Annotated in this window: 13 protein-coding genes; 1 reads left to right on the plus strand and 12 read right to left on the minus strand. The window is 59.0% G+C overall.

Annotation, left to right across the window (positions count from 1 at the left end; translation table 11 throughout):
- Positions 1–3: 3 nt before the first annotated feature.
- The 5 genes from ACR0JW_RS10760 to ACR0JW_RS10780 form a co-directional block, all read right to left on the minus strand.
- Positions 4–579: a cytochrome P460 family protein gene (locus ACR0JW_RS10760; RefSeq protein WP_480713889.1), complete on the minus strand. Its 576-nt coding sequence runs from the start codon at positions 577–579 to the stop codon at positions 4–6.
- 285 nt (positions 580–864) lie between these two features.
- Positions 865–2,052 carry a dual-specificity RNA methyltransferase RlmN gene (gene rlmN, locus ACR0JW_RS10765; RefSeq protein ID WP_170679267.1) on the minus strand — a complete coding sequence of 396 codons (1,188 nt, stop codon included), beginning with the start codon at positions 2,050–2,052 and terminating at the stop codon, positions 865–867.
- A gap of 79 nt (positions 2,053–2,131) precedes the next feature.
- Positions 2,132–2,509, minus strand: coding sequence for a lysozyme inhibitor LprI family protein (locus ACR0JW_RS10770; protein WP_170808390.1), 378 nt, complete (start codon positions 2,507–2,509; stop codon positions 2,132–2,134).
- A gap of 146 nt (positions 2,510–2,655) precedes the next feature.
- Positions 2,656–2,820, minus strand: coding sequence for a hypothetical protein (locus ACR0JW_RS10775; RefSeq protein ID WP_170679265.1), 165 nt, complete (start codon positions 2,818–2,820; stop codon positions 2,656–2,658).
- Between the two features lie 171 nt (positions 2,821–2,991).
- Positions 2,992–3,525, minus strand: coding sequence for an invasion associated locus B family protein (locus tag ACR0JW_RS10780; protein ID WP_170614143.1), 534 nt, complete (start codon positions 3,523–3,525; stop codon positions 2,992–2,994).
- Positions 3,526–3,705: 180 nt separating this feature from the next.
- Here ACR0JW_RS10780 and ACR0JW_RS10785 point away from each other — a divergent pair, with 180 nt between their 5' ends.
- A complete protein-coding gene (locus ACR0JW_RS10785; protein WP_170679263.1) occupies positions 3,706–4,704 on the plus strand; it encodes an asparaginase in 999 nt (332 codons plus the stop codon).
- Between the two features lie 5 nt (positions 4,705–4,709).
- Here ACR0JW_RS10785 and ACR0JW_RS10790 read toward each other — a convergent pair whose 3' ends face one another.
- The 7 genes from ACR0JW_RS10790 to ACR0JW_RS10820 form a co-directional block, all read right to left on the minus strand.
- Complete coding sequence (locus ACR0JW_RS10790; RefSeq protein ID WP_170679261.1) at positions 4,710–5,030, minus strand: YciI family protein; 321 nt, start codon at positions 5,028–5,030, stop codon at positions 4,710–4,712.
- Positions 5,031–5,053: 23 nt separating this feature from the next.
- Positions 5,054–5,482: an SRPBCC family protein gene (locus ACR0JW_RS10795; protein ID WP_170679259.1), complete on the minus strand. Its 429-nt coding sequence runs from the start codon at positions 5,480–5,482 to the stop codon at positions 5,054–5,056.
- On the minus strand, positions 5,470–5,799 hold the full coding sequence (locus ACR0JW_RS10800) for an ArsR/SmtB family transcription factor (protein ID WP_170614139.1): 330 nt from the start codon (positions 5,797–5,799) through the stop codon (positions 5,470–5,472). Before ACR0JW_RS10800 ends, ACR0JW_RS10795 begins: the two co-directional genes overlap by 13 nt.
- Positions 5,800–5,841: 42 nt before the next feature.
- Positions 5,842–6,720, minus strand: a complete 879-nt coding sequence (gene serB / locus ACR0JW_RS10805) for a phosphoserine phosphatase SerB (protein ID WP_170824861.1) — start codon at positions 6,718–6,720, stop codon at positions 5,842–5,844.
- Between the two features lie 103 nt (positions 6,721–6,823).
- Positions 6,824–7,561, minus strand: a complete 738-nt coding sequence (locus tag ACR0JW_RS10810) for a metallophosphoesterase family protein (RefSeq protein ID WP_480713890.1) — start codon at positions 7,559–7,561, stop codon at positions 6,824–6,826.
- Between the two features lie 118 nt (positions 7,562–7,679).
- Positions 7,680–9,275 carry a phosphoglycerate dehydrogenase gene (serA, locus tag ACR0JW_RS10815; protein WP_170679253.1) on the minus strand — a complete coding sequence of 532 codons (1,596 nt, stop codon included), beginning with the start codon at positions 9,273–9,275 and terminating at the stop codon, positions 7,680–7,682.
- 59 nt (positions 9,276–9,334) lie between these two features.
- Positions 9,335–10,516 (minus strand): phosphoserine transaminase, encoded by a 1,182-nt coding sequence (locus ACR0JW_RS10820; RefSeq protein WP_170679251.1) that lies wholly within the window; start codon positions 10,514–10,516, stop codon positions 9,335–9,337.
- Positions 10,517–10,789: the final 273 nt, after the last annotated feature.

The raw sequence follows: 10,789 nt of genomic DNA on the forward strand, positions 1-10,789 counted from the left end.
CGATCAGTTGTTCACAAGGTAGTCTTCCGGCACGAAAAACGTGTAATCCCGATCCGCCACGGCCTCGTGGCAGTCGTGGCAATAGGAAACAGCTTCTGACCGGGTGCCCATCGTGTCCCCAAAGAGCGATCCGTCCGGCATAACCATGATATAGCGCCAGTCGCCGGTTTCAGGGCTGGCGCCTTTGGCCAGCTTTTCCATTACGAACATGGCACCCGGGTGCAGATTGCCGGTATCAGTGACCGTCATGCTGTCTTTGGCCAGAACCGACCCCATCGGCAACTCTTCGCCCTCTTGAAGGGTTCCGTAATTATGCGCCATGCGATTGGCGTAGCTGTTCACGTAGCGCTGACCGTGTGTGGCCGAGATATAAGGCGCATCGTTGAACAGCGGCCAGCTTTGATAGTTCCGGATCAAATCCATCTGCGCAGCCGCGTACCCGCGCGCCAGACGCTTTTGCAGGGACTTATAGAACTTGCGCGCATCCTTTTTCGACAAATCCGCCGGGTTCTCGATGGCCAGATGCGCGTCTGCATCACTGGACTGAGCCGCCGAGAAAGATGGCAGGGCCGTTGCCATGATCAGGAAAACGAGGGGTTTCAAAAACTGAATCTGGTAACGTGCAATCATACTGGATGACCCACCTGAGTTGAAAAAGGCTTGCCTTGTTTCAGCGCACCTGCATCAGATTCGATCATAACAGGCGCAAATAAACCTGCCACAACCGGTCCATGGCTTTCACCGCCTTGTGCACACGCGTGAACCCCCCGGGCGCTGACAAGATGAAACATAACAAATCGCGCATATAAAGAACAGGCGCGGGAACATTAATTCTCGCGACCGGCAGGGTTGCAAGTGTCAGGGTCAGGTTCCCAGACCGGCCTCGGCCTCGATCTGCTTGCGGGGCTTCCGCGCGCGTTCGGTCGCCGATTTCAGCTGCCCGCAGGCCGCCATGATGTCCTCACCCCGCGTCTTGCGGATGGGTGAGGCATAGCCCGCCTGATAGATGATATTCGCAAACGCCCGGATACGGTTGTTCGAGCTGCGCTTGTACGGCGCGCCGGGCCACTCGTTGAACGGGATCAGGTTGATCTTTGCCGGTATGTTATGGCGCTTGATGTGGTCGATCAGGCGGTGCGCGTCCTCGTCACTGTCGTTGACACCATCCAGCATGACGTATTCAAAGGTGATCCGCTCGGAATTCGACGCGTTCGGATAACTGGACAGCGCTGCCAACAGTTCCTCGATGTTCCAGCGCTTGTTGATCGGCACCAGCACATCGCGCGTTTCATCCGTGGTCGCGTGGAACGAGATCGCAAGCAGGCATCCGATTTCCTCGGCAGTCCGTGCAATTTCCGGCACCACGCCCGATGTGGACAACGTGATGCGACGGCGCGACAGGGAAATCCCTTCGGGATCCATGGCAATCTTCATCGCATCGCGCACGTTGTCGAAATTATACAGCGGCTCACCCATGCCCATCAGAACGATGTTTGACAGCAGACGGGTTTCGTCCTTGGGCGCGCCGGGGACGGGCCATTCCTCGAGGTCGTCGCGGGCCATCATTACCTGACCTACAATCTCGGCCGCCGTCAGGTTGCGCACAAGTTTCTGAGTGCCCGTATGACAGAACGAACAGGTCAGAGTGCAGCCGACCTGAGACGAGATGCACAGCGTCCCCCGGTCTTCTTCGGGGATATAGACCACTTCGACCTCATGCCCGCCGGCGATGCGACACAGGTACTTGCGGGTGCCGTCTTCGGACACCTGACGGGTCACGACCTCGGGAATCTCGATGACGAAATGCTCGGCCAGTTGCGCGCGATAGGCTTTGGCGAGATTTGTCATCTCGGCAAAGTCGCGCACGCCCCATTGATAGATCCACTGCCAGATCTGGCCGGTGCGCATCTTGGCCTGCTTTTCCGGCGTCCCGTGTTCGATCAGAACCTCGCGCAAGAGGTCACGGGTCAGACCGACAAGGTTCACCTTCCCCTCGGGCAATTTGCGGGGAATGGTCATGACATCCTGAGTGATCGGCGCTTTGGGCGACATGTGGCTATCTCGAAGAATTCTGGCTTGGGATGCGCCTCTATATAGGATTGCGCGCAAAGATCAAAAGGAATCGTGCGGCTTAATTTGCCATGCGCAGCAATTCGTCCACGCGCGCCCGACCCAGATCAATGCGGCAGGACGCGATGGCAATCCCGGTTCCAGACCCCCCGCCATACGACGCACCTACGGCGTCACACTGCATATCGCGATACGTAGTCCAAGCTTTTTGTGCGGCCTCAAGTGCGGGTTGCGCGGCCACGCGGCCTGTCACCTCATCCAACTCTGCCGCTGTCTGCATGGCAAAATCGTAACTGGCCTTCACTGCCATGTTTACGCGTTCTTCCATTTTCCCGACGCAAGACCCGATCTCAACCTGCGAACCCGCGTCAGAGCATTCCAGGCTGGGGTCGGCCAACGCTGCGGATGAGAATAGCACTGCTATCAAGACGTAACGCATCATCGTTTCCACATGTGAACCCTTACATCAGGGCACAGTAGCACGTGTTTTCCCGGCGTCCCAATCGCAGTTCGGTCGCAAAGACCATGTCGATGCGACCGAAACAAGTACATTTCGCTTTCAGGGTTTCAGATCAGGCGAATACGTCAAACGCCCGGGGGAAGGATATCGCAATCCGCAGCGTCCAGGGTTTGTACGGGATCTTCCGGGCCACATTGTTCACCGGTCACAGGGTATGTTTCGGCGGTCTTTTCACACGCGCTCAGCAACATCGCGGCCATCATCAGCGCGGCAAGTGATTTGTTCAGCATTGGCAGGTTCCTTCTCAATTCCTGAACCGATTAGTTCAGAAAAAGCGGGTAGCCTGCCTTGATGCGGATCAAGTTCAGGATCGAACGTTGCGTCAAGGAAAAGACTGCATTGCACCTTTTCACGAAAAAGCCCCGCCGGATGACGGGGCCGCATGAACGTGAAGTGAGCGCTTAGTTGGTGCAGCGCTTCTCGGCGTCTTCGATCGCTGCGGTGAACCCCAGCAGCGAGAACGTGTCTTTGGTCTGAGTTCCGCGTTCCGAGCGGGCTGTCAGAACCGCCTCGGTGCCGCGCTTCATGGCTGCAACCACCTTAAGGTCTTCGCCTTCAGTTGCTGGCCAGGCCCATTCGCCCTCGGTGATCAGTTCAAACTCGGTCCCGTCGACATTCAGATTGACCGTCGATCCAGGCGCAAAGGGATAGCCGCCGGTAAACGTGACCTGCCCTTTAACCTCGGCATTGGGGCGGAAGAACACAAACAGCAGAATATCGCTGCGGCGCACCGAAACCACTCGGCCACCGCGTGTGTTGACCGTTTCCCTTGGCGCAGAAACGCTCCAGCATTCCGTCGGATCGCTTTCGACAAAAACGCTCCAGTCGGTTTTTGCCGCAACCCTGTTGGTGCTGCTTGCCTGTTGGGCCGTTGCGGTTGTTGCCATCCCGGCCATGCACAAGCCCGCAACTGCGCGGACTAGTCTTGATCCCATTTGTCCAGCCTCCTAGCCCGACCCATACCCCAAACCGATCGGACGCGCCCGCGAACCCTTATGGTCCGTCTCTCGTATGTTGCGCATTCCGATAATTGCCGACATACACACACTAACGCAGGTTTCGCCACAGGCGAAAGGGCGATTGGCAGAAATTTGCGCATAATTTCGGAGGATAACATGACGCAGCCCGTGGCAATGACAGAACTGTGGCGCGGCTCGCTGCTGGAAAGCCTGCATCTGGGCCATGCAGTGATCTGTGACGACAGTGGCCAGATCGTAAAAAGCTGGGGCGATCCGCAGGCGGTTATCTATCCGCGGTCGTCTGCGAAGATGATCCAGGCTCTGCCGCTGCTCACCTCGGGTGCTTCAGCCAGATACGGGTTGAACAGCGAACATCTGGCGTTGGCCTGCGCGTCACATAGCGGTGCCGCGATTCACACTGATCGTGTGTCGGCGTGGCTGGATCATCTGGGTCTGGCCGAGCCTGACCTGCGCTGCGGCCCGCAAGAGCCGCAGGACATGGCCGCGCGGGATGGGTTGATCCTGGCCGATGATACGCCGTGCCAGATCCACAACAACTGCTCGGGCAAACATTGCGGGTTCCTTTCGGTGGCGCAGCATATGGGCGCCGGGCCGGAATATCTTGAAATCGATCACCCGGTTCAGCAGGCCTGCCTGGCGGCCTTTGAAGAAACCACGGGTGAATCCAGCCCGACCTTTGGAATTGACGGGTGTTCCGCCCCGAATTTCGCAACAACACTTTCGGGTCTGGCGCGGTCGATGGCGTGGTTCGCCTCGGCGGCGGACCGATCTGACCGGGCCAGCGATGCCGCGCGCCAACTGACCGAGGCCATGCTCGCGCACCCTGAACTGGTTGCCGGCGAAACCCGGGCCTGTACCGAACTGATGCGCGCCATGAATGGTCGCGCTGCAATCAAAACCGGGGCCGAGGCGGTTTTTGTCGCCATCATCCCCGAGAAACGAATGGGCGTTGCGCTGAAAATCACCGATGGCACAACCCGCGCCAGCGAGTGCGCCATCGCCGCGATTCTGGTCAGCCTCGGTGTGCTGGAGGCCGATCACCCGGCCACCCGCAAGTTCATGAACGCCATTCAATACAGCCGCCGTGGGCTGGAATGCGGCGTGATCAGACCTGCACCGGAGTTTCCCGGCTAAGCCCGCTACATCTCGATCTCATGCACCTCGGCCACTTCGACCGAGCCCGAGCCATTAACGACCATTGGACAGCCTTTGGCCATTTCTGTCGCGGCATCGATGCTGTCGGCCCGAACCACAGTGAACCCCGAGGCGGGGTTGGTGCCGCCATTATCGGCAACGCCATTGTTGCTGACCGTATAGGACTGACCCACCGGGTTGCCGGGGATATCCAGCGAATCGCCCATGCCCTGAAACCAGGCACCCCATGCGGCCATGGTCGCCTCGATCTCGGCGGGGTCGGTTGGGGTTGTTCCCCCGTGATAGACAAACAAATATTGGGGCATATCGCTCCTCCCTTTTTGAAAACCTACGTGCACTGGGCATGCAATTTGCGCAGGGACGAAGTCCAGCCCATCTCGTGATTGGCCGCAGCCTCGGCATCCGCGAGCTCGCGGTGATCCACGGTCAGTCGCGCCCCGGTTTGCGTCGCTGCAACGGAAAAGGTCACGTGGCTTTCCGCTCCGCGCTTGTCCTGATCGTCATGCCAGGCCCAGGTGAAGCCAACTGACTTCGGCGGATCAACATGGGTCACGTGACCGGACACCTTGAACTGTTTGCCCTCATCGTTCTGCATGACCGAGAACCATGGTCCGGTTCGTGAAAAGTCCAGATCATGCTCGGGCACGTGTACGCCTTCCGGCCCCCACCATCGCAACAGCTTTGCGCCGTCGCTGATCCAGGCAAACAGGGTTTCGGGGCTGACGGGAAATTCCCGTTCGAGTTTCAGGTCGGCCATGAATTCTCCTGTTCAAGTATGTCGCCCAAACGGTCGAGGCTGGCCTCCCAGAACTGCCGCTTGGAAATGGTCCATTCCGCAATCGCGCGCAGGCCATCGGGCTGGATTGAGTAAATCCGTTGAGTGCCGTTCACCCGTTGCCGCACCAGTCCGGCTTCCCGCAGAACCTTGAGATGACGAGAGATCGCGGCACCGGACATGCCCCGGCCTTCAATCAGATCACCGGCGGGCAGCTCACCTTTCTCCATCAGTTGTTCAACGATCGAAAAGCGGGTGGCGTCGGACAGGGCAGAAAAAGCGGTCAGAAGCGTGTTCATGACCAATAATTAACACATGCGTTAAATAAAGGAAAGCCTCGATCAGATCGAGACGAATTCCGCGCGTGTGTAGCCCTGCAGGTAAAGCAGCGCCGTCAGATCACCATGGTTGACGCGAACCTCGCACTGCTCAGCGACCGAGGGTTTGGCGTGCAGCGCGACGCCGGTTCCGGCGCGGCTCAGCATGCCCAGATCGTTGGCCCCGTCGCCCACCGCAATAACATCGGCCTCGGCCAGGCCCAGGCGGCTGGTGACCTGCTCCAGGGCTTCAATCTTGGCCTGACGCCCCAGGATGGGGTGCTGGACTTTTCCGGTCAGCTTGCCGTTTTCGAACAGCAGCGTGTTGGCCCGGTTTTCGTCAAAGCCCAACAGTTCAGCGACCCGTGCGGTGAAGGCGGTGAACCCGCCAGAGACCAGCGCTGCATAACCGCCATTTGTCCGCATCGTGCTCAACAAGGTCTTACCACCGGGCATCAGTGTAATACGTTCATCCAGAACTTTCTCTATGACGCCGACATCAAGACCTTTCAGCAGGCCGACCCGCTCCGTCAGCGCGCCTTCGAAATCCAGTTCGCCGTTCATAGCCCGAGCCGTGATATCCTTGACCCGTTCACCGACACCCGCCTCATCTGCCAGCTCGTCAATGCACTCCTGCTGGATCATGGTGCTGTCCATGTCCGCCAGCAGCATCCTTTTGCGCCGCCCTTCCGCTGGCTGCACGATCAGATCGACCCCCATCTGCTGCAAATCCGCCCAGACGTCCCAGCGATTTCCGGGCATCTCTGACAGCGGGAATTCCGCCACGTCATCCGGGCTGAGCCACAGAATCTCGCCGCCGCCCCAGGCATTTCGCAACGACTCGACCAAAGCCTGGTCCAGCGTCCGTGTCTCGGGGCTGGTCAACAGAGTGGCAATGAACATAATCGATCTCCTGCAAGCTCACCTGCGAAGAATCGCGGGTACAGTGTTTCGGCCAGAGGCTGTTGCGAAAACACGCCCCGCTGGGTCAGGTCGTGCCCGCCCGTCATCCGACAGGTGCCAGAAGTTCCACGCGTCCCTGATCCGTCAGCAACCAGCATCTTCGACCTTCGAACACCGCGACACTCACGCTTTTTCCATAGCCCGCGCCGCTGTCCAGATTGACCCGGTTTCCGTAATGGGTCGCCCCGTCTACCGGTGTGTGGCCATGCACAATCAGCTTTGAATACGGCTTCTTGTGCGCATGAAAGGCCTGCCTGATCCAAACCAGATCGTTTTCGTTCTGATCGCTCAGCGACGCGTCGGGGCGGACGCCGGCATGCACGAAAGCAACCTGTTGGGTCTGGTACATGGCAAGAAGATCACGCAGGAAATTTACATGCGACTTCGGAACCGACGCACGGGCCATTGCGTGCAGATCTTCAAGTCGGATGCGATCCTCGAACTCCACCCCGTAGCTGCGCAAGGTCTCGATGCCGCCAAGGCGCTCGTGCAGCCAGTGGTACCCGACCAGCAGATGGGGGTCGTGGCGGGGAACATCCTCCATGAACCAGGCAAACATGCGATCGTGATTGCCCAGCAGCGTGATCCAGTCCCGGCCTTCACCGCGGCCCGCAATGAGCCTTTCGATCACACCCCGACTGTCCGGGCCGCGATCGACATAGTCCCCCAGAAACACGGTGCGCGCATCCGGCCCGCCATCTCGCTCGACCAGTTGCATCGCCCGTTCAAACTCGGCCACTTGCCCATGCAGATCGCCGACTGCGTAAACTGGCATTGTCATTGGTATCCTCCGGTGACGACCACAGGGAACGTTCTGGCGCAATTGACGACTTTCATAAAGCCGATACCCGCGGGAATGCACCTGCGGGTATCCGTGCGTCTCAGATTCTCAACAGGTGTCAGGCCACATCAAATTCCAGCGGCTTGATCTGCGTGAACAATCCGGTCTCCGCCAGTTTGGCCCGCGCCTCGGCCGGGACGGGTTCATCAACATAGAGCAAGGCGATCGCCTCGCCGCCAGCTTCGGACCGGCCGAGCGTAAAGTTGGCAATGTTCACACCATGCTCGCCCATGGTCTGTCCCAGCGTACCGATGATGCCCGGAACGTCCTCGTTGGTGGTATAGAGCATGTGCGACCCGATCTCGGCATCGATATTGATGCCCTTGATCTGGATAAATCGCGGCTTGCCGTCGCTGAACACCGTTCCGCCGATCGAGCGTTCGCGCTTTTCGGTGACGACAGTGACCTTGATGTACCCGTCAAAGGCACCCGATTTGTCCTGATTGGTGGTCGAGATCTTGATACCACGCTCTTTGGCAACCACGGGTGCAGACACCATGTTCACCTCGGGGTTGAACTTCTTCATGATCCCAGCGATCACCGAACAGTTCAGCGCCGCCAGGTTCATTTCCGCCGCGACACCATCGTAAAGGATGTTGATCGCCTTGATCGGTTCATCCGTCATCTGGCCAATGAAGCTGCCCAAATGACCCGCCAGCTTGATCCACGGCCCCATGACCTTGGCCTCTTCGGCGGTGACGCTGGGCATGTTCAGCGCGTTCTCGACCGCGCCGGTCAGCAGGTAGTTCGAGATCTGCTCGGCCACCTGAAGCGCGACGTTTTCCTGTGCCTCCGTTGTCGCCGCCCCAAGGTGCGGCGTGCAGACCACGTTGGGCAGGTTGAACAAAGGATTGTCTTTCGCAGGCTCGGCACTGAACACATCGAACGCGGCCCCGGCGACGTGACCCGATTGCAGCATTTCGGCCAACGCCTCTTCGTCGACCAGACCACCTCGGGCGCAGTTGATGATGCGTACCCCCTTCTTGGTCTTAGCCAGATTCTCGCGGCTCAGGATATTGCGTGTCTGGTCGGTCAGCGGAACGTGCAGAGTAATGAAATCCGCGCGGGCCAGCAGCTGATCCAGGTCGACCTTTTCGACTCCTATCGCGTCGGCTTTTTCCTCGCTCAGATAGGGGTCATAGGCGATGACCTTCATTTTCAACCCATGCGCGCGCTCGCAGACGATGCCGCCGATATTGCCCGCACCGATTACGCCCAGGGTCTTGTTTGTCAGCTCGATCCCCATGAACTTGGACTTTTCCCACTTGCCCGCATGGGTCGAGGTGCTGGCCTCGGGAATTTGCCGTGCCACCGCAAACATCATCGCAATCGCATGTTCTGCGGTGGTGATCATGTTGCCGAAAGGCGTGTTCATCACGATCACGCCCTTTTTCGAGGCCGCTTCCTTGTCGATATTGTCGGTCCCGATCCCGGCGCGGCCGATGACTTTCAGCTTGTTCGCCTTCTCCAGAATTGTCGGTGTGACCTTGGTGGCCGACCGGATGGCAAGACCGTCATATTGGCCAATCACCTCGGCCAGTTTGTCTTTGTCCTTGCCCAGGTCAGGCATGAAATCCACGTCGATGCCGCGATCACGGAAGATCTGCACGGCGGTTTCGCTGAGTTTGTCAGAGACGAGTACTTTGGGAGCCATATTCTCTGGTCCTTGAATTGTATGGGATGTCCGGGCCGGATGTGGCCCGGTGAATAAGATCAGGCGGCCTCAGATTGCGCCGCGATTTCAGCCTCGAAGGCCCATGCCAGCCAAGGCAGCATCGCCTCGATATCCGAGGTTTCGACCGTTCCGCCGCACCAGATGCGCAGGCCCGCAGGCGCGTCGCGATAGGCCCCGATGTCCAGCGCGATATTCTCGGCTTCAAGCCGCTTGGCCACAGCCTTGGCGAAACCCGCTCCGTCCTGAATGCGCGCGTCGGTGAACTTCAGACAGACCGAAGTATTCGACTGCGTCGCCGCGTCCTCGGCCAGATTGGCAATCCAGTCATTCTGTTTGCAGAACGCGTGCACCGCACCGGCATTGGCATCCGCACGGGCCATCAGCCCCGTCAACCCGCCGACCGAGCGCGCCCAGTCCAATGCGAACAGGTAATCCTCGACCGCCAGCATGGACGGCGTGTTGATCGTGGCACCGGTAAAAATGCCCTCGATCAGCTTGCCACCTTTGGTCAGGCGGAAAATCTTGGGCAGAGGCCAGGCCGGTTTGTAGTTTTCCAGCCGCTCCACAGCGCGAGGGCTCAGGATCAACATGCCGTGCGCCGCCTCACCGCCCAGCACTTTCTGCCAGCTGAAGGTGGTCACATCCAGCTTGTCCCACGGCAGGTCGATCGCGAAAGCTGCCGAAGTCGCGTCGCAGATCGTCAGGCCCTGACGGTCATCGGCAATCCAGCCGCCATTCGGAACCCGCACACCCGAAGTCGTGCCGTTCCAAGTGAACACCACATCATTGGCAAAATCGACCGTCGCCAGATCAACAATCTGACCATATTCCGCAGTCTTGACCTCCGCGTCGATCTTCAGCTGCTTGACCACATCGGTCACCCAACCCGCGCCAAAGCTCTCCCATGCCAGCATCTCGACCTTGCGTTCGCCAAGCAGCGACCAGAGCGCCATCTCAACCGCGCCGGTGTCCGAAGCGGGAACGATGCCGATCTTGTAATCGGCGGGAATACCCAGAATTTCGCGCGTGCCCTCAATGGCCGCCTTGAGCTTGTCCTTGCCGACAGCGGCCCGGTGCGACCGACCGAGTGCGGCGTCGGCCAGCTTGTTAAGTTCGAATGTAGGGGGTTTGGCGCAGGGGCCCGAAGAAAAACGCGGGTTCGCCGGCCGCAGTTCGGGTTTGCGCACGGCGTCTTGCGGCGCCGGTTGTTCGATAGTCATCTGTATTACCCTTCCAGATACACGCCCCTCGTTGGGGAGGGGTGTCCCACGGACAGAGGTATGGTCAGTTTGCACCCGCAGCAAGCAGAAAAGACGCTTCGTTGGGTGAAAACGACATCCAAAAAGGGCACAAATTGGAACGCAGGTTTCCGATTGGCGAAAAACCCCGCCAGTTTGCTGGCGGGGTTTTATCTTTCACTCAGCGGCTTCTTCGTATTCTGACATTGGAGGGCATGTGCAGATGAGGTTTCTGTCGCCGTATGCGTTGTCGAC

It is taken from the genome of Ruegeria sp. BG6, from assembly GCF_056538465.1.

Excerpts from the sequence above, each read along its gene's own strand:
- ACR0JW_RS10760 (WP_480713889.1), bottom strand. The coding sequence starts at position 579 with ATGGCAACGGCCCTGCCATCTTTCTCGGCGGCTCAGTCCAGTGATGCA.
- rlmN (WP_170679267.1), bottom strand. The coding sequence starts at position 2,052 with ATGTCGCCCAAAGCGCCGATCACTCAGGATGTCATGACCATTCCCCGC.
- ACR0JW_RS10770 (WP_170808390.1), bottom strand. The coding sequence starts at position 2,509 with ATGCGTTACGTCTTGATAGCAGTGCTATTCTCATCCGCAGCGTTGGCC.
- ACR0JW_RS10775 (WP_170679265.1), bottom strand. The coding sequence starts at position 2,820 with ATGCTGAACAAATCACTTGCCGCGCTGATGATGGCCGCGATGTTGCTG.
- ACR0JW_RS10780 (WP_170614143.1), bottom strand. The coding sequence starts at position 3,525 with ATGGGATCAAGACTAGTCCGCGCAGTTGCGGGCTTGTGCATGGCCGGG.
- ACR0JW_RS10785 (WP_170679263.1), top strand. The coding sequence starts at position 3,706 with ATGACGCAGCCCGTGGCAATGACAGAACTGTGGCGCGGCTCGCTGCTG.
- ACR0JW_RS10790 (WP_170679261.1), bottom strand. The coding sequence starts at position 5,030 with ATGCCCCAATATTTGTTTGTCTATCACGGGGGAACAACCCCAACCGAC.
- ACR0JW_RS10795 (WP_170679259.1), bottom strand. The coding sequence starts at position 5,482 with ATGGCCGACCTGAAACTCGAACGGGAATTTCCCGTCAGCCCCGAAACC.
- ACR0JW_RS10800 (WP_170614139.1), bottom strand. The coding sequence starts at position 5,799 with ATGAACACGCTTCTGACCGCTTTTTCTGCCCTGTCCGACGCCACCCGC.
- serB (WP_170824861.1), bottom strand. The coding sequence starts at position 6,720 with ATGTTCATTGCCACTCTGTTGACCAGCCCCGAGACACGGACGCTGGAC.
- ACR0JW_RS10810 (WP_480713890.1), bottom strand. The coding sequence starts at position 7,561 with ATGACAATGCCAGTTTACGCAGTCGGCGATCTGCATGGGCAAGTGGCC.
- serA (WP_170679253.1), bottom strand. The coding sequence starts at position 9,275 with ATGGCTCCCAAAGTACTCGTCTCTGACAAACTCAGCGAAACCGCCGTG.
- ACR0JW_RS10820 (WP_170679251.1), bottom strand. The coding sequence starts at position 10,516 with ATGACTATCGAACAACCGGCGCCGCAAGACGCCGTGCGCAAACCCGAA.